19 protein-coding genes and 1 CRISPR repeat array are annotated in these 25,775 nt (G+C 45.7%); of the genes, 8 read left to right on the top strand and 11 right to left on the bottom strand.

The window, feature by feature from the left end; genetic code table 11:
- Positions 1 to 14: 14 nt before the first annotated feature.
- The 6 genes from QUB66_RS14255 (at position 15) to QUB66_RS14230 (ending at position 5,726) form a co-directional block, all read left to right on the top strand.
- Positions 15 to 998 carry a J domain-containing protein gene (locus tag QUB66_RS14255; protein ID WP_332967803.1) on the top strand — a complete coding sequence of 328 codons (984 nt, stop codon included), beginning with the start codon at positions 15 to 17 and terminating at the stop codon, positions 996 to 998.
- Positions 995 to 1,291: a chaperone modulator CbpM gene (locus QUB66_RS14250; protein ID WP_332967801.1), complete on the top strand. Its 297-nt coding sequence runs from the start codon at positions 995 to 997 to the stop codon at positions 1,289 to 1,291. Before QUB66_RS14255 ends, QUB66_RS14250 begins: the two co-directional genes overlap by 4 nt.
- Before the next feature lie 235 nt (positions 1,292 to 1,526).
- Positions 1,527 to 2,624 (top strand): ferrochelatase, encoded by a 1,098-nt coding sequence (locus QUB66_RS14245; RefSeq protein ID WP_332967800.1) that lies wholly within the window; start codon positions 1,527 to 1,529, stop codon positions 2,622 to 2,624.
- A gap of 11 nt (positions 2,625 to 2,635) precedes the next feature.
- Complete coding sequence (locus QUB66_RS14240; protein ID WP_332967799.1) at positions 2,636 to 3,358, top strand: ZIP family metal transporter; 723 nt, start codon at positions 2,636 to 2,638, stop codon at positions 3,356 to 3,358.
- 130 nt (positions 3,359 to 3,488) lie between these two features.
- Entirely contained in the window at positions 3,489 to 4,574 is a 1,086-nt protein-coding gene (galT, locus tag QUB66_RS14235; RefSeq protein WP_332967798.1) for a galactose-1-phosphate uridylyltransferase, read from the top strand.
- A 54-nt stretch (positions 4,575 to 4,628) separates the two neighbouring features.
- Positions 4,629 to 5,726 carry a M24 family metallopeptidase gene (locus tag QUB66_RS14230; protein ID WP_332967797.1) on the top strand — a complete coding sequence of 366 codons (1,098 nt, stop codon included), beginning with the start codon at positions 4,629 to 4,631 and terminating at the stop codon, positions 5,724 to 5,726.
- 14 nt (positions 5,727 to 5,740) lie between these two features.
- On the opposite strand, the gene QUB66_RS14225 is transcribed toward QUB66_RS14230, so the two are convergent.
- Together QUB66_RS14225 and pdhA are read right to left on the bottom strand one after the other, a co-directional pair.
- Positions 5,741 to 6,193, bottom strand: coding sequence for a clan AA aspartic protease (locus QUB66_RS14225; protein WP_332967796.1), 453 nt, complete (start codon positions 6,191 to 6,193; stop codon positions 5,741 to 5,743).
- 267 nt (positions 6,194 to 6,460) lie between these two features.
- Positions 6,461 to 7,495 (bottom strand): pyruvate dehydrogenase (acetyl-transferring) E1 component subunit alpha, encoded by a 1,035-nt coding sequence (gene pdhA, locus QUB66_RS14220; protein WP_265239887.1) that lies wholly within the window; start codon positions 7,493 to 7,495, stop codon positions 6,461 to 6,463.
- A 424-nt stretch (positions 7,496 to 7,919) separates the two neighbouring features.
- Between pdhA and QUB66_RS14215 the strand changes: the two genes are divergently transcribed.
- Positions 7,920 to 10,235 carry an IMS domain-containing protein gene (locus QUB66_RS14215; RefSeq protein ID WP_332971245.1) on the top strand — a complete coding sequence of 772 codons (2,316 nt, stop codon included), beginning with the start codon at positions 7,920 to 7,922 and terminating at the stop codon, positions 10,233 to 10,235.
- Positions 10,236 to 10,514: 279 nt separating this feature from the next.
- A CRISPR array of direct repeats spans positions 10,515 to 14,331; the repeat unit is 37 nt; unit sequence GTTTCAATCCCTAATAGGGTTTTAGTTTGATTGCGGC.
- A 254-nt stretch (positions 14,332 to 14,585) separates the two neighbouring features.
- On the opposite strand, the gene cas2 is transcribed toward QUB66_RS14215, so the two are convergent.
- The 3 genes from cas2 to cas4 are packed head-to-tail and all read right to left on the bottom strand — an operon-like array spanning position 14,586 to position 16,494.
- Positions 14,586 to 14,858 carry a CRISPR-associated endonuclease Cas2 gene (gene cas2 / locus QUB66_RS14210; RefSeq protein WP_332969117.1) on the bottom strand — a complete coding sequence of 91 codons (273 nt, stop codon included), beginning with the start codon at positions 14,856 to 14,858 and terminating at the stop codon, positions 14,586 to 14,588.
- A 15-nt stretch (positions 14,859 to 14,873) separates the two neighbouring features.
- Complete coding sequence (cas1d, locus tag QUB66_RS14205; protein WP_332969115.1) at positions 14,874 to 15,878, bottom strand: type I-D CRISPR-associated endonuclease Cas1d; 1,005 nt, start codon at positions 15,876 to 15,878, stop codon at positions 14,874 to 14,876.
- Positions 15,879 to 15,900: 22 nt separating this feature from the next.
- Positions 15,901 to 16,494 (bottom strand): CRISPR-associated protein Cas4, encoded by a 594-nt coding sequence (gene cas4 / locus QUB66_RS14200; protein WP_332969114.1) that lies wholly within the window; start codon positions 16,492 to 16,494, stop codon positions 15,901 to 15,903.
- 29 nt (positions 16,495 to 16,523) lie between these two features.
- Between cas4 and QUB66_RS14195 the strand changes: the two genes are divergently transcribed.
- Positions 16,524 to 16,673: a hypothetical protein gene (locus QUB66_RS14195; RefSeq protein ID WP_332969113.1), complete on the top strand. Its 150-nt coding sequence runs from the start codon at positions 16,524 to 16,526 to the stop codon at positions 16,671 to 16,673.
- Here the strand turns inward: QUB66_RS14195 and cas6 are convergent.
- The 6 genes from cas6 to cas3 form a co-directional block, all read right to left on the bottom strand.
- Complete coding sequence (gene cas6 / locus QUB66_RS14190) at positions 16,660 to 17,493, bottom strand: CRISPR-associated endoribonuclease Cas6 (RefSeq protein ID WP_265236690.1); 834 nt, start codon at positions 17,491 to 17,493, stop codon at positions 16,660 to 16,662. The genes QUB66_RS14195 and cas6 overlap by 14 nt on opposite strands.
- Positions 17,494 to 17,604: 111 nt before the next feature.
- Complete coding sequence (gene cas5d / locus QUB66_RS14185; protein WP_332969111.1) at positions 17,605 to 18,306, bottom strand: type I-D CRISPR-associated protein Cas5/Csc1; 702 nt, start codon at positions 18,304 to 18,306, stop codon at positions 17,605 to 17,607.
- A 2-nt stretch (positions 18,307 to 18,308) separates the two neighbouring features.
- Complete coding sequence (gene cas7d, locus QUB66_RS14180; RefSeq protein WP_332969110.1) at positions 18,309 to 19,349, bottom strand: type I-D CRISPR-associated protein Cas7/Csc2; 1,041 nt, start codon at positions 19,347 to 19,349, stop codon at positions 18,309 to 18,311.
- A gap of 69 nt (positions 19,350 to 19,418) precedes the next feature.
- The gene (cas10d, locus tag QUB66_RS14175) at positions 19,419 to 22,967 is read right to left on the bottom strand and encodes a type I-D CRISPR-associated protein Cas10d/Csc3 (RefSeq protein WP_332969109.1); all 3,549 of its coding nucleotides are present in this window, start codon (positions 22,965 to 22,967) and stop codon (positions 19,419 to 19,421) included.
- A gap of 40 nt (positions 22,968 to 23,007) precedes the next feature.
- The gene (locus QUB66_RS14170; protein ID WP_332969108.1) at positions 23,008 to 23,280 is read right to left on the bottom strand and encodes a hypothetical protein; all 273 of its coding nucleotides are present in this window, start codon (positions 23,278 to 23,280) and stop codon (positions 23,008 to 23,010) included.
- A 260-nt stretch (positions 23,281 to 23,540) separates the two neighbouring features.
- The gene (cas3, locus tag QUB66_RS14165) at positions 23,541 to 25,721 is read right to left on the bottom strand and encodes a type I-D CRISPR-associated helicase Cas3' (protein ID WP_332969106.1); all 2,181 of its coding nucleotides are present in this window, start codon (positions 25,719 to 25,721) and stop codon (positions 23,541 to 23,543) included.
- Positions 25,722 to 25,775 lie beyond the last annotated feature (54 nt).

Raw genomic sequence — 25,775 nt, 5'->3', positions numbered from 1 at the left:
CAGTAATTTAAATCATGCCAACTGCAACCGACTTCAAAGATTACTACACCATTCTGGGAGTTAGCAAAACTGCAACTCCTGAAGAAATCAAGCGAGCATATCGCAAACTTGCCCGCAAACATCATCCAGATGTGAATCCCGGCAATCCAGAAGCTGAGGATAAGTTCAAAGATTTGAATGAAGCCAACGAGGTTTTATCAAATCCTGAAACGCGCAGCAAGTATGACCAATTTGGGCAGCACTGGAAGCAAGCAGGGGCTGGCGGCGCTCCTCCTAGAGGAAGTAGCACGAATACCGGGGGATTTGATTTCGATCCGTCCACCAATTTCGATCAATACAGCAATTTTGATGATTTTCTCAAGGATTTGCTGGGTCGCGGTGGCCAAACTCGATCGCGACAAACTCATTCGCGCACCTCGAATCAGGCTGATGATTTTGCGGGATTTCGCACTCAAGCACCTGCACCTGATACTGAAGCGGCGATCGCGCTTTCGCTTTCAGAAGCATTTCACGGCGTGCAGAAACGCTTGCAGTTGGACGATGAAACCCTTAACGTTCGCATTCCCGCAGGTGCTAAATTAGGCAGTCGGATTCGGCTGAAAGGAAAAGGTCGCGTCAGCCCTTTTTCTCAACAGCGAGGCGATTTGTATCTGACAATCGAACTATTTCCCCATCCCTTTTTTAAGTTTTCAGGTGATAACTTAACTTGCGAGGTTCCTATTCGCCCAGATGAAGCTGTTTTAGGTACTCAAATGCAAGTGCCAACGCCAGATGGGGGTGTGATGATGACTGTGCCGAAAGGGGTAAATTCCGGGCAATCGCTGCGACTGCGCGGCAAGGGTTGGATATTACCGAAAGGCGATCGCACCGATCTAATTGTGAAACTTCTGATCGTGTCTCCGAAGGAGTTGAGTGAAATCGAGCAGGAGTGTTATGAAAAAATTAAGGCGAGTAGCAATTTTAACCCGCGTTCTGCAATAGAAGAGGTGAGACTATGACGGAATTTAGCTTGTCCACTATGGTTGTTTCCGAAAATGGCGATCGGCTGTATACGTTTGAATATGCAGCTTTCGTGACGGAAACTTCAACGATGATAATTGAGCAATTTGTGCAAATCGGGTTGATTGAGCCGATCGGCTCAATGCTACACGCGCGGGAAATTTCGCGCATTGGTCAAATCCAACGGTTGCGCCAAGATTTAGGACTAAATCTCGTAGGGGCGGTAATGGTTGTAGATATGGCGCAGGAAATCGCCCAACTTCGGGCCAGGCTAAAAGCATTGGAGTCTTGACTTGAGAAAATATTGGTTCTGTCATCTTCATGACTTACGCATGGGTGGTAAAAAACCGGGTTTTTTCACAAAAATACTTCTTTGCAACCCGCAGATTCAGTAAAAAAACTGGTTTCTTTGTTCTTGATTCGTCCATAACCATTAATCAAATTTGATGCCGATCTAGTCTTTGTTCTGCAATATTTTTTGCAACAAAACCGCTTTTGAAATATTTAACATTCAACCCAATAATCCAATGATTAATCATCAATTTCAATCGACAGATTCCGCCGCCGCTCAAAGTGAAAATCGCGTTGCAGTGTTGCTGGCAGGTTATGGTGAAGTGCAATCTTACCGCGATCTGAGTCGCTACAATCAAGCTGCAACTAAGTACATCGCGGCTCAGTTTGTGCCAATCCCAGATTGGCTGTACCCCTTGGCTGGCAAGTTTCTGGCGCTTCAAGATTTGTACAATTTTGGGGTCAAGCATCATCAGTTCATGTCACCGGAAAATGAGATATTTGAAAAACAGCGCCTCGGCATTGAAACACAGTTGCAAGACCGATGGGGCGATCGCGTGCAAGTGTTCAAGGGATTTTATTTTTGTCAACCTTTTGTGCAGCAGGTTGTCGCAGACCTGATTCAGCAGGGCTTTGGGAATTTATTGATCTATCCTTTGCTGGTTGTCGATTCTGCCTTTACGGGAGCAATTGCGATCGAACAAGTCAATGAAGTTATTGCAGCAAACGCACCTCAAAATCATCCTCAACACTCTCCATTTAAATCAGTCCGTTACATTCCATCGTTTGCAACTGAACCTGCTTATGTTGATTTGATAGTGCATCAACTTGAGGAAACGCTGACTGAACTTTTTGCCGATCGCTTTTTTGAGTCTAGAATTGGCATTATACTCACCGTTCATGGTGGGCCAGAGCGAGCCAAAGGACTGTTGACTGGTGTGATTGATGGACAAGCACTTTGTGATGCTGTGCGATCGCAATTGCAACAGCGATATCCGTTAATCTCGATTGGCTGGATTAATCATGATATGCCGTTCATCAATTGGTCACAACCCGACATAAAACAAGCTGCAAAAAGCTTGATTAAAGCAGGTGCCCAAGCGATTGTATTTAAACCACTCGGTTGGGCAACTGAGAATTATGAAACCATTCTTGATGTGGAGGATGCCATTCAATCTTTACGCAGTAAGTATCCAACTGTAACTTATGTGCGGCTAGATTGCGTCAATGACGATCCTGATTTTTTAAAGATTGCAGCAGCATGGGCAAATCCTCAGATTGAAGCCATTTTGACCGCACAGCCACTCCCCGTTGATACTCACGGTTCTAGATAGGTTGACAAGTCATGCAGGCATTTATTTTTGTTCTCATACTTTCAGCCTTACCTGTTGTCAGTAACTTCATCGGTGCGATGCTTGCCGAAGCATTACCGTTATCAAAAAAAACATTAGGACTGGCATTGCACTCTGCTGCTGGCGTGCTACTGGCGATCGCCTCCACCGAACTGCTGCCCAGAGTTGTTTCAGCTAAGCCAGTCTGGGCAACGATTCTGGCACTGTTCATTGGAGGAGCTTTTTTTGTATGGGTTAATCAACTTCTCAACTTGAGCAAGAACCGCCTACAGGGAATCGATCATAATACGGTTGGTTGGGTGATATTTCTCAGTATTGCGATCGATTTGTTTGGCGATGGATTAATGATTGGAACCAGTCTGACAATTTCGGAACATTTAGGAATAACGCTGGCATCGGCGAGAGTCGTTGCTCACATTCCAGAAGGATTTGTGACCAATGCAGAGTTTAGAAGTCAAAATATGCCGCGCGGACAGCGATTTTTGTTGCTGGCTGCCTTTCTGATCCCGGTTTGGCTGGGTGCAACTCTCGGTTATTGGGGATTGCGCGGACAATCTGAGCTTCCTAAGCTAGTTGTGCTGGCATTTACAACAGGAACTCTGATCACAGCCGTCGTCGAAGAAATTATTCCTGAAGCGCATCAAACTCAGGATACCAACTGGTCTAGTTTGACATTTATTGGAAGTTTTGCTCTTTCACTACTATTTTCTACCTAGACTTTCATCTGTGCCAAAACCAGGCGTTGATCGCTTTCTCATGCACTTTGCGACTTTAGATAGGGGCGGGTTTTCGACACAGGAAGTTAGAATTATAAAATCTCTCAAAACAGATCGCCCGCCGAAAAAAATGCACTCCCAAATATTGCAAAAACCAGACGGCCGCCCACTCACACTCTACAGCCGCTACCCAATCCCAGAAGGCATCGTGGCGGTAAGTCCCAGCAACGAGCCCGTACAAGCAAACCCACATTTTCGCTGGCATCCTTTGCGCGGGGAATGGGTAGCATATGCCAGCCACCGCCAGGGCAGAACATTCATGCCGCCGCCGGAATACAATCCGCTGGCTGCGACAATTAACCCCAAGTTTCCCACAGAATTACCCCAGGGAAAATACGACGTAGCAGTTTTTGACAACCGCTTTCCATCGATGAGTTTGCAGGCAAATAATGCACCTACAAGTATTGTCGAAACTCTGCCCGCTAACGGCATTTGCGAAGTGGTAGTATTTACTCAAGATCCACAAGCTTCTTTGGGTTCTTTGGAGTTGAGTCACTTAGAATTGCTGTTAGAAGTATGGGCCGATCGCACTTCAGTGATTGGCAGCAATCGCGAAATTCAATATGTCTTACCGTTTGAGAATCGCGGTGTCGAAGTTGGAGTAACTTTGCACCATCCCCACGGTCAAATTTACGCTTATCCGTTCGTGCCACCGGTGCCGGCGCGGATGTTAGAATGTCAGTCGGTTTACTATCAAAAAAATAGTAGCGGTTTGCTGCAAGATTTGATTCAAAAAGAGATTGCTGACAAACAGCGAATTTTGTATTTAGACGAAGATGCGATCGCCTTTGTGCCCGCTTGCGCCCGCTATCCTTACGAAGTGTGGATTGCCCCGATCGCCCCCGTTGCCACATTTATCGATCTTACCGAAAAACAGCGTCAATCACTTGCCAAAGCCTTAAAAACAGTCGCCCTCAAATACGACGGTTTGTGGCAGCGCCAATTCCCTTATTTGATGGCTTGGTTTCAAGCGCCCACAGACGGAAAGCCTCACCCGGAGGCGCATCTGCACGCTGAGTTTTATCCGCCATATCGATCGAGCGATCGGCTAAAATACTTAGCAGGAACCGAACTAGCAGCCGGAATGTTTGCTAACGATGCTTTACCGGAAGAAAAGGCTAAAGAATTGCAAGCAGTAACGGTCAATCTATTTTAGATTTTGGATTGAAAGATTGAAGAATTGAAGAATTAACTCGATATCAATTGCTTTATGATAAACTCATTAAACCCAGAAGTTGACAGCAAACTCGAATTCATCCGCAAAGCCTTAACCGAAACAGGAGCGATCGCCCTGCGGTTGCGTGGCACTGATTGGTTTGCTTGGGCTACCGCCGGCGGTTCCCATACAGTATTGCTTACCGCAGAAACCGGAGTTGCAGAAATATTAATTACCGCCGAAAATGCTTTTGTGCTGACAGATGAAATCGAAGCCCAGCGCTTGCAAGATGAAGAAGTTCCAGCCAACTTTCAAATGCACATCTATCCTTGGGCGGATGTTGCACAGCGCGAAGCTTTTGTCAAAGAAATTACTGCGGGCGGTAACGTGATGAGCGATCGACCAAATTCCCAAGAAACACCAATAATCGCATCTTTACAGTCTCGCAAACAGACAATGATGTCAAGCGAATTAGAGCGATATCGGCGAGTCGGGCGTTTAGCCAGCGAAGCGATGACAGAGGTACTTTCAGCCGCCAAACCGGAATGGACAGAATATCAATTAGCGGGTGCCGGTGCAGAGGCTTTGTGGGCGAGAGGTTTGCATCCAGCCCTGACATTAGTGGCTGGAGAAAGACGTTTACCGCTATACCGCCACGCCACCGCTACCGCCGAACAAATCGGGAAGCAAGCCATGTTAGTATTCTGCGCTAGGGGAAACGGTTTGTATGCAAATTTAACCCGATTTGTCTGTTTTGGTTCTTTGGAAAAACAGCATTCAGAGTTACACCGACAAGTCCGAGAAATTGAAGCAGCCGCCTTAGATTCTTGTCGCCAGGGAGTATCGCTGAATGCGGTTTATGATACCCTAAAAACAGCTTACGAACAGCACGGATATCCTCAAGCAATTCGCGAACACCATCAAGGCGGAACTACCGGATATTTAGCGCGGGAAATTGTGGGGAATCCGGCTACTTCAGAGATTTTAGCAGTAAATATGGCTGTGGCTTGGAATCCGAGTTTGTCGGGAGCAAAAATTGAGGATACGTTTGTAATTGGTAGCGATGGAACTTTGGAAAATTTGACTTTCGATCCCAGTTGGCCGAGTGTAGAAGTCGCGGGAAGGTTGCGGCCTGTGCCAAAAATAGTTTAAAGTTTTGAGATTGCTTAAACTCTCAAAACAGGTCTTTCGGGATTTTCGGGATTTGGAACTAAACGCTGATTCTTGCAATCTACTAGCAAATCTAAAGTTTCTAACACAGTTTGACCGATTAGCACGATATCGCCTAAAACCATTGCCGCCTCAATCGTCTCGCGCCCTTCGATTTCCACAATCACAGGCCCAGTCAATTCTACTATTTCTTGTCGGCCATCAGCATACTTTGCTATTTCCTGACTCCGAATTCTTAAACCTAGGTGTTCACAAACTTCTACGGGAATTGCTGTGCGTACTACGCCAGTATTTATCACTGCTTCTGCTTCGTAAACGCGCAGAAGATTTGGGTTGAGCAATCCTCGATTAACCAAGCCTTCATCAATGGCATTGGTTAGCTTGACTTTGACTCGAACTGCACCCATATTTTTGGTTATTTGACTTAGATTGCGATCGATATTTATCATACCGCCTCTCTTTGCGTATAGAAAGTATACCTTCAATTATATCTTGCACATTGGTGCAGCCACAGGTTTTAACCTGTAGGCTGCAACCGCACGCAAAATATCTCTAAAGATTACCAGAAAGAATTGGTTTAAAGTCTCTCCCTTTTAGGGGGAAATTAAACGAAGACTATTCATTACTCCAATCCTATTCCTTCTTTCGTCAACTGTTAACTGTCAACTGTCAACTGTCAACTGTCAACTGTCAACTGTCAACTGTCAACTGAATGACTAATCTTCAGCATAGATATAGCGATACAATTCGCTCGGATCGGGTTCGGGGCTGTTCTCCGCAAACTCTACCGCATCATCAATTACAGCTTCGATCTTTTTGTCGATCGCCTTTAATTCCTCAGCAGTAGCCAAAGTTCGATCGATCAAATCAGCAGCCAACTTCTTAATCGGATCGCGGGGGAACCAATATTCCTTCTCTTCCTTAGAGCGCAACTCATCAGGATCGGCTAAAGAATGACCCCGAAAGCGATAAGTCAAAGCCTCGATGAGCGTCGGGCCTTCGCCAGCCCGCGCCCGTGCTATGGCTTCCTTGGCGACTTCCCGCACGGCCAAAACATCCATCCCGTCAACCTCGAATCCAGCCATGCCAAAAGCATGAGCTTTTTTGTAAATCAAGGGGTCAGAAGTAGCTCGCTCGTGGGCCATGCCGATCGCCCATTTGTTGTTTTCCACAACATAAAGAATCGGCAACTTCCACAAAGCAGCCATATTCAAACACTCGAAAAACTGCCCGTTATTTGCAGCACCATCGCCAAAAAAACAAGCTGTTACGCCATCGGAACTCTCATCGCCCAAAGCTTCGCGCCGATACTTCGATTGAAAAGCCGCCCCCGTAGCTACAGGAATCCCCTCAGCCACAAAAGCATAACCTCCCAACAGCCGATGTTCTGCCGAAAACATATGCATCGAACCGCCGCGGCCCTTCGAGCAACCGGTTTCCTTCCCGAACAACTCCGCCATCACTTCCCGCGCCGGTACGCCCGCGCTTAAAGCGTGAACGTGATCGCGGTAGGTGCTGCTGACATAATCCGTACTATCCCGGCGCATCGATCGAATCACGCCAGTCGAGACAGCTTCCTGGCCGTTGTACAAGTGGACAAAACCAAACATTTTGCCCCGGTAGTACATCTCAGCGCACTTGTCTTCAAAAAAACGCCCCAAAACCATATCCTCGTAGAGCATCAAGCCCTCATCGCGAGAAATAGTTACGCTCTGTGCGTCAAAAACTGGTAAAACCCGTTCCTCAGCCATAAAAAATTAATACCCGATCGGCGAACTAGACAGCTTAAATCGAACCATACTCAAATCACTGTAAACCGAGATTGGACACAACCGCAGCAGAAAATGGTCGCCCATTTTCAAGCGCAGCAGTTACAAGGATTGTTAAAATGAGCTTAGTATGGGAAATTTGCCAAAATTGGGAGAGCCAACTGCCACATCGACCCACTGCGGTTGTGTCTAAAACTTAAGATCGGTCTTGTTCAAAGTGGGGCGGGATGCCAACCTCACTCTAAAACGCCCTAGAGGGAAACAGTCGGAGTACCTTGAAGGAAGTTCTCGATATCCTTAACAGGACTCAGAAGCTCAGATCAAAATCATATTTTTTTAATTTGATGTGAGAGCATCACCTAAGATAGGCTAATTCAGTTGCTAGCGCTTTGGGGAAGTGGACGCTGTGTTAATTCCACTAGATTACTACCGGATTTTGGGTCTACCGATTCAAGCTACTGCCGAACAGTTGCAGCAGGCTCACCGCGATCGCACTTTACAACTTCCGCGCCGGGAGTATTCCGAAGTTGCGATCGTCGCCCGCAAACAATTGATCGATGAAGCCTGCGCCGTTCTGTCAGACTCAGACGGGCGCAAAGCTTATGATGCCAATTTTTTAGCCAAAACATACGATCGAGAGTCGGAAGCAGCAATTGCAGCCAAGCAGAGGTTGAAAACCTCATCTGGGCAAGCCACATTCCTGCAAGATGCAGGAGAAACCGTTGCGGCAGAGTCTAAAGCCTTAGACGCTGCTCCCGACCCCCACACTCCAAGTATTGAAATCGATGACAACCAATTCGTAGGAGCCCTGCTCGTACTGCAAGAACTGGGGGAATACGAACTCGTACAGAAGCTGGGGCGCCCGTATCTCAACAATGGCAGCATCGCGATCGACGAAGCCCGCTTCGGCGACCCGCAGCTCGTGCGGCCCGACATAGTTTTAACCGTAGCCCTGGCCTGCCTAGAACTCGGCCGGGAACAGTGGCAACAAGGTCAATACCAAAATGCCGCCAAATCACTAGACGCAGGTCAAGAACTGCTGCTGCGCGAAAGCTTATTTCCAAGCGTGAGGGGTGAAATGCAAACCGATATATACAAACTCCGTCCGTACAACATTTTAGAATTACTATCGCTCCCCGAAGAAAAAGTCTCCGAGCGCCGCCAAGGACTGCAAATCCTGCGAGAAATGCTCGAAGAACGGGGCGGTATCGATGGATCGGGGGACGATCGCTCCGGTTTAGGAATAGAAGACTTCCTCCGCTTCGTCCAGCAACTACGCAAACACCTAACCAGTAGCGAGCAGCAGACCCTATTTGAAGCTGAAGCCGGCCGCCCCTCCGCAGTCGCCACTTACCTCTCGGTCTACACCCTGTTAGCCCAAGGATTTGCGGCCAGACAGCCCGCGATGATCCGCCGCGCCAAGCTGATGCTGATGCAGCTCGGCCGCCGCCAAGACGTTCACCTCGAAAAAGCCGTGTGTTCCTTGCTGCTGGGCCAAACAGAAGAAGCCAGCAGAGCTCTCGAACTCAGTTCGGAAAAAGAACCCCTCGCCTTCATTCGCGAGCATTCCCAAGATTCTCCCGATTTGTTGCCGGGACTGTGCTTGTACGCCGAACACTGGCTGCAAGAAGAAGTGTTTCCTCACTTCCGCGACTTGGCAAACCAGTCAGTCTCTTTGAAAGATTATTTTGCTGACCCGAAAGTCCAAGCTTATTTAGAAGCTTTGCCTTCGGATGCAGAAACGGCCAACGAATGGGTTGTGGTGCAGCCCCGATCGGGCAAACCCCAGGGACGACTGCAACCAACTGGCGATCGCCCGCCCGCGACGACACAGCCGCCCGCAGCCAAACAGGTAGCCAGTAGTGTCAGCTTGACCCCCGTACCGGCAGACACCTCCAGCGCAGATTCAGCGCCGAAATACCAGGCAACGGCGGCAGGAATCGGGGCAGTGGCGGCCGTCTCTCTCCCGACAACTACGGCGGGACGCCCCGCAGCCTCGACCTCCAAACCGCGCCGGAGCCACAGTTCAAGCCGACGCAGCGGAGGGATCGGTCAGGGGTTAACAGGCAGTTTTGCCGATCGGGCGCGCACCATAGCAGCCCAAATTTCCGCCCAAGTCAAGTCCATGCCACCAAACAAGCTGGCCCTGCTTGTAATCGCAATCGTCCTGAGTCTCTTAATGCTGTGGTTAATACTCAGTCTGTTGGCTAACGCGATGCAAGCTCTCTCAGGCCCATCCCTGCAAGGAGAACAACCCTCCGTCAGCCTGGAAGCACCGCCCATAGAAATCCCCGCCTTAACTGCGGCCCCAGAACCCAGCGCCCCCGCCCCAGTATCGGGAGAAATCACTGACGAAGCAGCAGGACAAATAGTTCAAAGCTGGCTGTCAGCGAAAGCAGCGGCTTTGGGCCCAAACCACGCTGTGGAAGAATTAAAGCAAGTTCTCACGGAACCGGCTTTGTCTCGCTGGCAATTGATGGCGGAAGCTCAACAGAAAAATAACGCCCACCAGCGTTATGTACACAAGCTAGAAGTTAAAGGAGTTAAGACAAATCCGACAAATCCCGATCGGGCGGAAGTACAAGCGCAGGTAAGCGAAAAGGCCGAAGTGTTCGATCGCGATCAGCTAGTTACTTCCCGCAACGAAAACCTACGTATCCGCTACGACTTAATCCGCCAAGATGGACAGTGGCGGATTATGGATTGGCAAGTGATGAAGTAAGGAATTGGTAATGGGTAATTGGTAATTAGTAATTTATGGTTACTGATTGCTAATTACCAATTGCTGATTATTAATAGTCACAGGATGCGTCGCTCGCTCAAAAAATCCCTAACTAATACCAAGGATGAAAAGTATTGCTACTACCGAAATTAGAGGATTTCATCTGTAGGGAAACAGCAAGGTGGAGTATCAGGTGGGGGGTTATGTTTAGGAAAGATAATTTGTGTAGTATAAATAATTGTAGCAAAATTTTGTGAAATTGGTATTAGCTATGGACAAGTTTCAATCCCTAATAGGGTTTTAGTTTGATTGCGGCTTTTCTGTTCTTTTTCTGCTTCTACTAATTGTTTATGTTTCAATCCCTAATAGGGTTTTAGTTTGATTGCGGCATTAACAGTTGAAGTTTACACTGGATAAACAAAATGAGTTTCAATCCCTAATAGGGTTTTAGTTTGATTGCGGCCCAGTGCGTTCTTTGAATCTGGCAAGGGAACATGAGTTTCAATCCCTAATAGGGTTTTAGTTTGATTGCGGCCCGGCTCCGGATGAGGATACTTTGGATGAACCAGGTTTCAATCCCTAATAGGGTTTTAGTTTGATTGCGGCGGCAAAGAATACGCTTTATCGTGCAATTGCAGTATGTTTCAATCCCTAATAGGGTTTTAGTTTGATTGCGGCGTGGTGACTGGCAGATATTCAAAGATTGGTTCCGGGTTTCAATCCCTAATAGGGTTTTAGTTTGATTGCGGCCATCCCACATACCTGCATTATTTTTTCGCTTTAAGTTTCAATCCCTAATAGGGTTTTAGTTTGATTGCGGCCCGGCAGAGTTTCCCCCACCGAATAATCGCATCTGTGTTTCAATCCCTAATAGGGTTTTAGTTTGATTGCGGCAAATTCATTCATACTCCCTCCAAAATTTCTAGGATGTTTCAATCCCTAATAGGGTTTTAGTTTGATTGCGGCACGGTACGCAAGGTCGGTGTCAGATGAGTTAAAGCCTGTTTCAATCCCTAATAGGGTTTTAGTTTGATTGCGGCTCGACAGCGGCTCGCGAGGCTGCGGTTTTTACCGCCGATGTTTCAATCCCTAATAGGGTTTTAGTTTGATTGCGGCGTTTAAGGCTCCCATAAGTCTGTAAAAGAGCTTTAAGTTTCAATCCCTAATAGGGTTTTAGTTTGATTGCGGCTCTAGCTTGGCTAAGCTGCGTTTAACTTGCTTAGGTTTCAATCCCTAATAGGGTTTTAGTTTGATTGCGGCTCCATTTGAGCAAGATAGGCCGGATGCCGAAGAAGTTTCAATCCCTAATAGGGTTTTAGTTTGATTGCGGCATGATTGAAGCGCATATGAGTGCGGTGATGGCAGTGGTGTTTCAATCCCTAATAGGGTTTTAGTTTGATTGCGGCTGAGTTCCATGTATCCTTCCGCTGCACGCCGTTCGTTTCAATCCCTAATAGGGTTTTAGTTTGATTGCGGCAATATTAATTTAGAGGGCTTCTTTGCCATAGTGGGTTTCAATCCCTAATAGGGTTTTAGTTTGATTGCGGCTCAGAAAGAGTGTGTTCACCTACTTCTTAATAATGTTTCAATCCCTAATAGGGTTTTAGTTTGATTGCGGCTATAGATGTTTGAATTCCAGCGGAAATCTTCATTCCTGGTTTCAATCCCTAATAGGGTTTTAGTTTGATTGCGGCAGCACTGCGTCTCCCTTGTCCTTTGAGTAGAAAATTGTTTCAATCCCTAATAGGGTTTTAGTTTGATTGCGGCTCAGAGGTACGCCGTCGGGATTGTGGTTAGCCCCCTTGTTTCAATCCCTAATAGGGTTTTAGTTTGATTGCGGCGCTCGCGCAAGCCCTTTCGAGCCTTAATGAGGTTGAGGTTTCAATCCCTAATAGGGTTTTAGTTTGATTGCGGCCAATACATCCCTTTCTAGGGATACCATATTAGCGGTCGTTTCAATCCCTAATAGGGTTTTAGTTTGATTGCGGCGCTGACCGCGCACAATACCCTTGGCTCTTTCATGCTGTTTCAATCCCTAATAGGGTTTTAGTTTGATTGCGGCGATGTGGAGGACGGCTGCGCCATCTAGCGCTAACTGGGCAAAAGTTTCAATCCCTAATAGGGTTTTAGTTTGATTGCGGCGCTTATGCTCCCACTCGATAGCTTCTACTAGCCCGTTTCAATCCCTAATAGGGTTTTAGTTTGATTGCGGCGATCAGTGTGTGGATGCCCGGCCATGTAACTGTGTTTCAATCCCTAATAGGGTTTTAGTTTGATTGCGGCCTAAGATTGCAATCCACTTGCCTCGGCAAAGCTCGTTTCAATCCCTAATAGGGTTTTAGTTTGATTGCGGCTGATTGAAGAGCATATGAGTGCGGTGATGGCCGTCGTGTTTCAATCCCTAATAGGGTTTTAGTTTGATTGCGGCCAAGGCCTCCCAATACTGATGAAAATAACAAGCTGTTTCAATCCCTAATAGGGTTTTAGTTTGATTGCGGCTGAAAAAATCGGGCCACCAAAATGGCAGACTTGCGTGCCTTACTTCGATTTCGTTTCAATCCCTAATAGGGTTTTAGTTTGATTGCGGCTCGCAACCCCCCCCCAGATGAACCAACCCTTGGTTTCAATCCCTAATAGGGTTTTAGTTTGATTGCGGCTCTAATTGCGGGTAGATTGCTTGCCAGCGATTCATGTTTCAATCCCTAATAGGGTTTTAGTTTGATTGCGGCTTTAAAGACGGCCCTTCGCCCGGCGTGGCTCTGGTTTCAATCCCTAATAGGGTTTTAGTTTGATTGCGGCTTGAGGCCTCAATCAATCTTTCTATTCGGAGAATTCGTTTCAATCCCTAATAGGGTTTTAGTTTGATTGCGGCTTGGTATTCGATAGGTATGGTGGAAAAAAGTAAGTTTCAATCCCTAATAGGGTTTTAGTTTGATTGCGGCCTGGGGGGATAAAGCTCTAGCGGTGAGGCTTACCGCCGTTTCAATCCCTAATAGGGTTTTAGTTTGATTGCGGCGTGTGCCTTCATAAGTGGTCGCACCCATCTTCATTGTTGTTTCAATCCCTAATAGGGTTTTAGTTTGATTGCGGCGTGGAGCACTGGCAACTCAAGAAAGAGTCTCTCCGTTTCAATCCCTAATAGGGTTTTAGTTTGATTGCGGCTGAATCCTTTACTTCACTTACCCTACTACTATGAAGTTTCAATCCCTAATAGGGTTTTAGTTTGATTGCGGCCGAGCCGTTGATTTCGGTCTACTAAGCACCATGGTTTCAATCCCTAATAGGGTTTTAGTTTGATTGCGGCATTCTGATGATTGGCTGCATCCAGATGCTCTTTGGTTTCAATCCCTAATAGGGTTTTAGTTTGATTGCGGCTAGTGAGTGTGCATGAAAAGACTTGGCATATTCGCGTTTCAATCCCTAATAGGGTTTTAGTTTGATTGCGGCGGGATATTGTGCGCGGTCAAGCTCGAATCTCGGCAAGTTTCAATCCCTAATAGGGTTTTAGTTTGATTGCGGCCCGCTTGGTTGCTAGCAGCTTTCAAAAAGCTCGAGTTTCAATCCCTAATAGGGTTTTAGTTTGATTGCGGCGTCTAGCCCTGTTGGTGGATGGCAACACTAGGCGGGTTTCAATCCCTAATAGGGTTTTAGTTTGATTGCGGCGAGAATTGTTCCCTGGTGGGTTCCAGCAGAGATTAGTTTCAATCCCTAATAGGGTTTTAGTTTGATTGCGGCACTGCGCGGCCGGGGGGAAAGGCCAAAAATAGCTGTTTCAATCCCTAATAGGGTTTTAGTTTGATTGCGGCATATTGGTTAAGCTTTTGATTATTATTTTTCAGTTTCAATCCCTAATAGGGTTTTAGTTTGATTGCGGCGTGAGTGCATACGATCCACCAATAATCAAGCTAGTTTCAATCCCTAATAGGGTTTTAGTTTGATTGCGGCCTGTATGTATGGATTCCTTGCGCGCGCTTGTTGCCGAGGGTTTCAATCCCTAATAGGGTTTTAGTTTGATTGCGGCAGATGAGCAAGCCGAAGTACAAGCCGACGAATCTCTACGTTTCAATCCCTAATAGGGTTTTAGTTTGATTGCGGCCGCCGGTGTCTGGGAGGCTTGCACTATAAGGTTTTCAAGGTTCAGTTGCGTCTGAATGAAATTAATATACTATTTCACCGATCGCCCTGTCAAGGGGGCAAAATTCAAATAGACCTCAAACTCTCTCCCAGTAAAGCTTTCAGCATTTGCGTCTGACCACGGACAGGTACAAACCACCGCAAACCCAGTCCTAGTAAAGCTCTCAGCCATTAAAATTCACCCCCTCCGTTCAACACCTATAGCCAGACGCAAAATCACACCATAAAGATCGTAGTATCCAGCGGGGCCCGGCCGCCAATCCGCTCAATCTTGCCCTGACAGCAAGCACACAAAAAATGAAACAGAATACTATCCTCATCAGACTTAATCACCCGGCCCAGACGTTGGCGCATCTGGGCATACTGAGTATCCGTCACATCGCAATGAAACACCGAATACTGCTTCCATTCCCCATAAGACTTGAGAATCTTGTGAATCTTAGTGCGGCGGTTGTCCTCAGATATATCGTAGCAAACCAGAACAAACATAACTTGATTGTCTCCCTATTTCAAAAACAAAGGCGGATACTTGTCAATTTCACCCATCAAATACTTAGCCATCAGCCGCCCTTGAATTTCAAAAGCTTCTTGATAGGTGCACAGCTTTCCCATAACTGGATGCTTGAACTTTGACTGTTTCTTTTGCTCGTAAAGCCGCAAAAAATTGTGCAACCCTTCTTTCGTCAAAGAAACCGCGCCACTCAAAGGTTCAGCCGTAAAATCACTAGGAGAAACTTTCTGCAAATTGATCGCTGCTAACACCACAGCATCAACTACCAAAGGTCTAAATTCTTCCATCAAGTCCAGCGCTAAAGAAGGACGCCCGTAGCGCTCAAAATGCAAATATCCCAAATACGGATCGAACCCGATAATATTCACCGCACTTTGAACATCGTGTCGCAACAGAGAATATCCCAAACTCAACAGAGAATTTACCGGATCGGTAGGCGGACGGCGGCGGCGAACTTCAAAGCTAAATTCCGGCACCCGAATCAGCCGATTGAAACAGCCAAAATAAGTCGCACTACCCGCTCCTTCTAATCCTCGCAGCGAATTAATATTTGAAGTTTTATCAACGGATGCAATTACTTCTTTCAATTGTGCGATCGGTTTTTCAAAATCTGGTTGAGAATATTTGCGCTGACACTCTAACAACGTAGTCCGGTAATTCTTGAGCTTTCCCCGTACAAACCCCCTGACTAAATGCACCGCTTGTTCCGATTCACCGGCAGCTTTCCACTGAGCTTTTCGCACAAAGATATTCTTAGTCATTTCCGGTTCCAGCCTCCCTAAATAGCGTCCGTTTGCCGTCAAAAAGCTTAAAGGAATGTGACGTTCCAACAATTCCACAACCACAGCCGGAGAAACCGTAGCCCGTCCCAATACAACAACACCGTCAATTCTAATTAATGGCACGTCGATCAGAGTTTTTTTGTCAGCTTTAACGGTAAGGCGTTCGTCTAATTTGCCGATAAAAGCATCTTCTGGCGTAATGTAAACAGTTCCCATTGTGAATCCTCCTAATTGCAGGTTAACTTGCTTCTTGATAGCGGTTGACTTTGCTAGCAGCTTGGGGCATACATTGGGAAGAAAGACTACATCCCGAACACCGAGCAGTGTAAACTGGTAACGGGATATTTCCCGATCGCCAAAGAGTAGCGACTTTTTCAATAGTTGCGATCGCCTCCTGTCTCAAACCCTCACAAATCTCCACCTTTTGCCGCTGGTGCGACTGCGCGTAATACACATATCCAGTCGCAATACTTTTCCCCGTCATCTCTTCCAAACACAAAGCTTGCGCGCACACTTGCAACTCATCATTATCCCATTCCCCTTTCTTGCCGCGCTTGTATTCAACCGGATACAATTCACCATTCTCCGATTCAATCAAATCCGACTTACCAATCAGTTTGTAGCGCTCCGACTTCAGCCAAATCGCGCGAACCTGCCAAGTTTCATCGCGGTTGATCTCGCCCATAGTGTGAACGCGATCGTGCAAAGTCGTCCCTTCTATGGTATACTGGTTGTCCGCAAATTCTCCCGCGCAAGACATTCGCCAGCAGCGGTGGGGACAGTAGGAGTATTGGTTCAGAAGTGCGATCGAAATGTAATCAAAATCGTTCATAATTTTGATGGTTTGTAGGAGATTAGTAATTGGAATTAGCAACAGGCAAGATGCCTGTGCCACAAGAGTTTAGTGTTATTGTGGGGTGGGCATCTTGCCCGCCCTGGAATTCTGGCATCTTGCCCGCCCTGGAATTCTGGCATCTTGCCCGCCCTCAAAATCCGTTTAACTCTTATTAACAACTATTCGTCGAGTCATTCCCATCCCCATCGGAGTTTTCCTCCCCACCCCGCAGTAAACAGCAAAATCAGCCAAAGCGTTAATTTGCTTAATCACTAAAGGCTCCACATCTCCCAAAATCCGATAACTAACCTCCCCAACCATGCCGACAAAATCGCTTTGATAGTTAGTCAATTTTTCACTTCGGATATTGACAAATGTCGAATAAAGTGCATCGAATGACAGGTCGGGAATTGCGATCGGGCTGTACTTGTTCCACCGACTGAGGAGACTGTTAAAAACGCAGTCTCTAGTAGGAATCACTGAATCAAATTTTCCCTGTCGAAAGGTAGTAGGAGTCGCAAAACTGAAGGCAATTAAGCGATTAGTTTCAGAAGCGCGATCGTACAATTGAGAGTAATCGCAAGCATTAGCCCAAGGCTGATCTACTTGGGGCGTTCCCAAAATCTTAGTAATCATCAAATCCGCCGGGCCCAAATGCCACGGCTTCGAGGGATTGAGATTCAGCCAAAGATTAGTTAATTTGCCGAATAGAGTGTCATCCAGCAGACTAATTCGCCACCAACACAGCGTGTGTTCTGGAATCGGTTCTGTGTGTTCCCATTGCAGGAAGTGGTGTTTTTTGAAAGGGCATTTTTTAGTTTGCAAAGGGCTGAGGGTGAAGGATTTTTGGGCTGTGGCATCGTGGAGGCGATCGCCGAGTTCTTTGTCAACGGAGCTCGCGAGGGTGAGAAAGAGGGCGTGGAGGTGTCTTCCCGTTAGGTATCCGGGGGATATTGGGGAGAGTGGGAGAAGGTTGAGGATGAGGCTGTGCGGCATAGTTTGCTAGCTCGTTTGTCGGTAGTAAAAAAATAAAATGCACCAAGTTTGTAGTGAGGACTTTAGTCCTGCTGAGGACTGAAGTCCTCACTACGAACCTTTTTGTGAAAGTTAATTAGCCCGAAAGCGATATTCCATACAGGCTGGAATTCGGAGATTTTCAAACTGGTAATGTTGACCGCGAATTTTGATATTTTGAATCAAACTTACTGGGGGCATATTCACCACGTCGTAGCTGAGGACTTGATGGGAAAACATCACATCTAAGGGATTGAGCAAATAAGGGAAAATAAAATCGCCATTTTTGGATACAAAGTTGGTAATTTCTTTAGTTGTCAACTCAGCTTTGCTCATCCACTTTCCCAGACGAATCCATTTTGCCAGTTTCAGAGGCTTTTCTGAAATCATGAAAAACTCGAATTTGCTTTCAGCAGCAATTTCTTTAGTTCTACCAAAACTGGGGATGTTTTTCTGGGTTTTTTCCATCTCAACGTGATAGTTGTTGTTGGCGTATTTCCAGGTGTTGAGAGTGGATGAGTGAGAGATAGAGCGCGCCGGAGTGACATAAATCCCCTGTTGGTTGAGCGCCGTTAAATGCTGCTCGTATTTAGGAATTTGTTCGGGACAAAAATACCGATAGGAATCTTCTTCAGCAACGGTGGTGGAATAGATTTCGCTATCCACCAAACCGAGGGCGTAACAAAGCGCGTAATTGTGAATTACTGGCTCTGTTTCGTAGAGTCTCCCTATCTCGCGAGTTGCAAAATACAAACTATCGTGCAACTCGATTTGACAGCGGTAAATTAATACCATTATTACTTACCTGCCTTTGCTGATTTTTTAGCTTCTGTTTGTTCCTCATCTGCTTTCTTTTTCTTGATGTGCTTGTCGGCATAAAATTTCGCCTCATCATCAGCTTTTTTCAACATCTTTTTGAGGGCATCTTCATTGCCAATGACAGCTTTAACCTCTGTCAGTAATGGCGTAAACTTATCTCCAATCAAGTCTTCATGCACGATAAATTCCTCAGCCATTAATGTTTGGATAGCAGCGCTAGCAGCCACAATCACATCATCTTCATTGAGAGGGTTGTTGGAATTAAGTTTATCGTCACCCTGCAATTTGTCGTAAATTGCTTGCGTCCAGCGGAGGTTGCTGGTAATTTCACCGTCGGCAAATACCACGCCAATTAACTCATTTCTGACTCTACCTGTGCGGGTGGTTTGAGCGCCATAGTGCCGCGTTCTGAGGATGTTGTTGAAAACATACAAAAAACTAGCTTCCGTAGGGTCTTTTAGGGTGACAATGCTAGGAAAGAAAATCTGGGGTTTAATGTGGTCTTGCTGATTGATGCGACTGGTAACTTCCCCCGGCTTGGAACCTGCTTCGCCCTTAGATGCCATTGTGCCATTTTCAAAGGGAGCATTGAGGGTAAAAGTCTCGTGAGATTCGTCAAAAGCGGTAATTGAAAATGCTGTGTCAACTACTACTTTTGATTTTTCTGAACCAGAGTCACCGATCGCAAATCCGTAGATAATGCAATCAGGATTGTTCATGGCAAACTTGACATTATATTCGCAATCTTCAGCGGTCATAAAACCGTAGTTACGCAGCAACTCGCGACCGACTAAACGTTCTGGTGTAGATTGCTTGCGCTTAAACATGGTAAGGCGGCTGATAGGTTTTTGGTCTTGAATTCCTGACCTCACCCGCGCTTTATTCAGTTCTCCATCGGTTTGAAACAGAGGATAAGATTCTGTCACCCGTACAGTCAGAAAGTGAGCGTATTTCCCCATTGGTTTGTAGGGAATTTCTGTGTGAAAAAATTTAGAGTTGACGGTTTTCAAGAAAGCCATGATTTGTCTCCTATGTAAAAATGTTAGTTGTTTAGTTGGCGCGTAGCTTGTCAAACAAGAGCTTCCGCTTTAATTGTCAGCTTCATCCTGAGATTCATCAGGAAATTTGTCACCTTTAGCGCGATTTTCTTTGTCATTTTCTAAACGATAAAGGAATTCGCAGGTGTCGCGAATTAAGTTAATTTGGCGACCCGCTAAACGGGCCCGATCGCCCGCAAAAGACTTCTCAAATACCTCCTCAACAAAGTATCGAGCAAATTCTAAAATTGCCTCTCGTTCTTCCTCCCGCTTGCTGAAAATCCAGCGCCCTTCAGCATTAGAAGCGTGAACGCGATCCATCAGCTTTGAAACTTCCGCAGCAACAACAACAACTAAAGAAAAACTGCGATCGGCTTCCAGAATAGTTTTAGCAGCAATATCAATCGGTTTCAGCACAGCATTAGCTTTGGGATTATATCGCTTACTTGCACGGTAAAATTCGCGATATAATTCCGTCAGTTTTTGGGGGTGGTTTAAACTTGATGCGGTTGTCACAGTCAATCTTTCCTCTTCATGATTATAGTGGGCATAGGAGTCAAAGCAAGGGTAAAAATGATAAGCATAAAGCTTGATTTTTTGAATTGATGCCGTTTCATTTTTCTGTTTGCGAACCCATTGATTTAGGTAGCTAAACACATAAAGCGGGCTGGTTTCAAAATCCTTGGCGAGCTCGGTAAGTTTACCCCAGTTGGAGTCATAACCGGACTTCCCCTGTTTGGCATTAACATCAAGGTGAATTGCATAAGCAGCGGTTAACACATTCAAGGGTGCAGAATAAGATTTGCCGTTTTCCTCCCAACCTTCTAGGATGTAGTCGAGGCGAAAGCGATCGCGCTTCGTCAACACCCTAAAAGCTTGCGGTGCACTGTCAAGAAATACACTTTCTTCAAACTCTGCACCGTCGTTAAAAGGTGGAATTGGAGACTCTGAAACTACGGTTTTTACATCCAGAATCATCGGGAAAGCAAAAGCTAGCCAAGCTGGCATAACCCAAGATTCTGTATCACTAGCATCTTTACCTGGTGGCAGCGCCATGAAGTAAAATGTTAGGGGTTGGTCTTCGGGATAGGAAAGTTTGAAGGTGCGGTCTTTTCCTGGTTCGATGTTTTCATCGATTAGAAAAGCATCGATGCTTTGGTAGCGGTCGCGCCCAAAATCGGCTTGCAAATCTTTGCTGATAAAATGATTGCGAATGCTGGTATCAAAGCGGGTTTGGGCAATGCTCATGTAGGCTTTTTGCAGAAATTTATTTGTCTCTGGGGTGAAGTAATATGTGGGATAAAAATAGAGGTAGCGATATTTGCCATCTTCAAATTTTTTGCCCACAGCTTGAGTTTGATTCATTAAAATCTGCCTCAGCATCATTTCTAAACCTGCAATACTGGAAATATTGCGTTTTGCATTAGAACCTCCCAACATTTGTTTGTTAGTGTAAACTTGAGGGGTGAACAAAACGGCTGATTCCATTTGTTCTGTCACCGTGTAAGCTGAATGGGAAATTGAACAGATTAACTGTCTTCCTCTACCCTGTTTTTTAGCGAGTTGGTAGCGTTCCAACTCATCTAAAAATACGTCAGCGGATGCTGTGTCTAATGGTGTATTTCCGGGTAACATGACAACCCGCGTTACCCACAGCCGCAAATCGTCCCAACCGTCGGGCAATTTGTACTGTGAAAGAATGGGTTTAATCATTTGGGAAATGTGGGCGATTGCCTGTTCGCAAACTTGCCGCAGATCCTCAATTCCTGGGTGATGTTCTAGGTACTTTGCTGCTAAATAGTACCATGTTACCCACAGCCGCAAATCATCCCAACCGTCTGACAATTTGTACCGTGAAAGAATGGGTTTAATCATTTGGGAAATGTGGGCGATCGCCTGTTCGCAAACTTCCCGCACATTCTCAATTCCTGGGTGATGTTCTAGGTACTTCGCTGCTAAGTAGTACCATTCGTAAGGAACACCGCCTGTATTGCCTTTGAGCTTAAGTTCTTTCAGGCGTTCATTAATTCGTTGAATTTCTCTCAGGGCTGGCAGATACTCGGACAGGTTCCAAAACTTAGCAATTTCATCGACAATATCTAGATGAGGTAGTGCGGGTATTTTTTTGTCTTTTTTGCGTGCAGCTTCGATGGTATTAACCTGTTCACCCCAAATCTTGCGACTCACTAAGTCGCCAAGTTCGGCAATTTGGTCAATCCGCAGATCGTCGTCAAAGTTGAAGTTGCGATCGGCAGACAAAACATCCTGACGCTGAAATTTTATCAGATTATCGCTGCGACTTTTGGCAACAGAGTTTTTCCCGGTTTTGAGAATGCGTAAAGTAGCATTGATGGCAACTAACATCAAATCAGGCGCATCAAAAAATAGGTTATAATACTCGGCATATTTCATGCCTTTACCATCTCTGCCAAAGCCTGTTTGTCTCAGTTGCAACTGTCCCGCGCAGAGCTTTTTAATGTTGCTAACTACCCGTTCGGGCAAGTCTAAAGTTGAAATAGCAGGAGCATCCGATCGTGCTAGGTAAATTACACCTGTTGGCAGATACAGCAATGGTTCATAGTATGTGCAATCGTCGGTATTCAGCGCCGTATGTACTTCCATTAAAGCGTTATTGACGACATTGGTAAGTACGCCTCTGTTTTCGGCGATGGTGTGATACGTGAATTTTAATTTCCCGTCGCTGAGGCTGTGGATTAACTCGTTGATTCTGGTATTTTCTGCATCTTGGGGATGTTTGATAATTGATGCTAGGGAATCTGCTAAACAGGTTAAGTCTGAGAGACTGCGGAGCGTGCGATCGCGCAAAACTGGATTTAACCCGAATTCCGAAAAATTCCAGTTCGTATCCCAACGCCGCTGAGCGTTATAAGCAAGGCAGAGCAAATCGTCAATGTATTCTCGATAAGTATCTGGATTGTCGGGATTGATGAAGCTATCTATTCCTAGCTGTCGCACTTTTTCATCAATAATTTGACGGTGCTTTTCTAACGGTAACTTGCGACAATCTTGGGGGACATCTGGGAATTTTTCAAAGTCGTGGAGAATGAATCCAGCAATTACTAGCCGCCGTTCTTGTTCTCCCACGCATCGCTGCACGGTGGTATCAAGTTTTTCTAACCGCTGTTCAATTAAATTAGCGGGAAATAATCCATTTAGCAGGTGAGTATTTAGGGATTGATCGCCTGCATTGTCTCGTCTAACATTCTCTTTGCCTTTTTGCCGATCGAGTTCGTCGAAAAATTTGCCACCTTTGGCTGTGACACCAATGGCCACTCGCAGCAGATTTGGCAGTACGTACTCGGCAAAATCTGCCATGACGCGATCGCCCGGATTTTGGCTCTGAATGGCTTCTCTCAAGAGTTTGAGGGTTAGCAAGTCGCGAGTTTGAGGTTCGAGCGTGCGATCGGACGTTTCAAAGCTTGACCCTAATTCCTCATCTTGCAGCCAGTCATCATCTGCATCCTCTGCATTATCTGCATCATCTGCATTATGCAATCGCTCTGAGTTCAAATTCACTTGGATATCGAATAACGAGAGTTGTATGTGCTCTTCGTCTGGTTTTTGACGTTTTTTAGCCATTTTGCGCCTTTAGGGAGTCTATGTTGGTACCGAAAACACATTATTCATTGCAAATAGCATTTCCATCTTGAGAAAAAGGATTTACTAGACACTCCAATTCAGAAATTTTGTCTGCTCGATCGCGGTTAATACTTGTGAGATAAACATTTTCAGCCTCAAGAGACTGAATCTTAGCCTGTTGATTGTAGATAATTATTAAGAATTGTTGACATTTTCCTAAGATTGAGGTATACAGCCGGAATTGTTTCAGGTCTTCTGTTAGACCACAAATCAAATGGTGTAGTTGGTCAGCGTCAAGATTCTGCTGGGACATGGGCAGTTCTCCTCGTGGATTACAACACCTCTCATTATACATTCGCTAATTGAGTATGCCATAACAACAAAAGCTTTTTTTATGACGTACTCGCTCTCTTCTGCTAAACTCACAGTAGGAAAGCAAAGCTTCTTGGCACTGCTCAAGTAAGTATAAATACCTATCAGGGATTGAAACATGGCCTACTCTATTGAGGTTGTTGGATGCTTTCCCAGCATTGACTTCTGTACAATGCAAAACCCCTATTAGGGCTTGACCTTCTACGCAATCCATATTTCATCCCCCTTGCTCTTGAGCCAGTGGGCCAGCGTGTCCACCAACAGCGCCGACTGTCCAAACGCTATAGAGTAAGGTGCAGTCGTATCGTGGAAACTGTACCGATCGCAAATTGGATAAATCTGAAAGTGCATCGGGAGTCGCAGGCGCGATCGCACTTCAGCCACCGGATAGCGCAGCACATAACAAACCAATGCTTGCTTTTTCAAACGCTTGTTGATTTCCCCGATCCAATAATTCTCAGGTTGCAAAACCTCAATCCCCGTTAAAACCTGAACCTTCCAAACAGAAGCATTTTGCTCTAAATTTTCAGAATAAGTAAATTTCCAATTCAGTCTTTCCTCCCGATAACTACGCAACTTCAAAAAAGCAAGACAGTGTTTAAATCGACCTTTAGCAATTGGTTGCCCAATGCGTTCCGATGTCTCGTTCAACATTCGCATAAATGCAGCTTCCGTCATCGGTTCGATTTCCAAGTTGCTCAAAATTCCTGGTAAATCGTAAGTTTTAAATTTGTCTGCCTCATGGGAATCGGTTAAATCGTAGATGCCGCATTGCAGGGGACTAGAACCTCGAAAACTGCTAGCATCCTCAACTATCGGATTTCCTGTCTTATTTCCCGATCGCTCTTGCCACTCTCTGCCCCACCGTTTAATATCACCTGCCACTTTTTTGAAGCTAGTTTTAAATACTTTTTGACAAGATTCCTGAAAAGCCTTCTGACTGTCTGCGTACTGCTGTTTAATTGTCTTGTGGCCTAATTCCCAACAAATTTGAACTGACTGCACCGCACCCCATCGCGAGTAATATCCCTCAAAATTGTTGATTTGGCGGTACTGATCGCGAATTTGTTGATAGAAAAAAGGACGGTCATAAATCCCGTTTGATTCTAAAATGGGATTGTCACCCGCAAACAAGCGTTCAACTAAGAAATTAGGGATGAGTGCTAGGGCTGTGAAATTGTTAAACTGAATAAACTCTCCATTGCGATCCGAGCCATCGTGTCGCCCTAACCTTCCTAATCTTTGGATGAAGTTGCCCCCATCGGCAGATTCAAAAATTAGCAAATTGATTTTGAAATCTACCCCGACATCAATTGTGCTGGTACCGAGAACTAAGTCTGACGAGAGCGATCGCTCTTTTTCTGTCTGTCCTGATAACCCGGTATTTTCGCCAACAACTAAACCGTGAGGCTGGAACAATTCCCGAAAAAATGGTGTTAGCCGCTTGACGGCAGCAATTGAATTCAAGATAATAGCTCCTTTACTCCCCGGATTTTTTTTAAAGTGACTCAGGATGAGATTTGCACTGTCTTTCAGCCAAGTTTCAGAAGCTTTTGAAGTTGGTTCTAGGGAAACAAAAGTCAGCGTACTTTCTCTCAATATCTGCCGCCAGCCGTCGGATTTCAACTGTTCGATTTCAGTAGGGCGATCGGGAAACCGATATTTTCCTGCTTTTAAGGGAGCGATATTTTTACAGCGAAACCCTGCTGTTTCTAGTCTCTTAATTAATTCCTCGTCTGGAGTTGCTGACAAAAATACAAACTTTTTCCGGCGGTTGGTATGACGAATTAATAACATGGTATTGGTGACGCTGCCAATCTGAGGAGCCGCCAAAACATGAAATTCATCAAAAATGAATAGGTCAAAATCCTTGTCGATGCGACCCCACAGTTTATCGGGACTATCTTTAGAGCTTAAATAGGCTCCTCGGTGCAAATGGTGCAAGATATCGGGGTTTGTTAATACAATCTCTGATTGACCTGTGCGAGATGCGATCGCGGCTGCTTTTCTCAATCCTTCATTTTCTGCATATATCTCTAATTCCGAGCCGCTAATTCGCACAACGCGGGGTTGATGTTGGGGCTGGAATTGTTCGATATAGTGCTTAAATTGAGTTTCTTGATCTCGCGCCAGTTCATTGGTAGGATACAGCCAGATTGCACAACAAAATGTCTGCAATGTTTCTAAAGCTGCGGCTAAACTTTTACCATCACCCGTTATCGCCGTATTGATTATGACATCAATATTCGGATCGCGAATTGCTTTCAAAGTTTCGAGTTGATGCCAAGAAAGTGTCCAACCTTCGGGTAATTTGACTCCCTGGGGAATCTCCGCAGCGGGACAGGAGTAAACGGATTTGAGGGTAATTTGGTAATCGGACATATGCTGAATTTGTGTCCGTAGAAAGTGGATATTCCCTATATTGACACCCACAAT

It is taken from the genome of Microcoleus sp. A2-C3 (assembly GCF_036706065.1).
Lineage (GTDB): Bacteria > Cyanobacteriota > Cyanobacteriia > Cyanobacteriales > Microcoleaceae > Microcoleus.
Note: the sequence above shows the minus strand (reverse complement) of the source record. Positions and strands in the feature narration are given on the sequence as shown.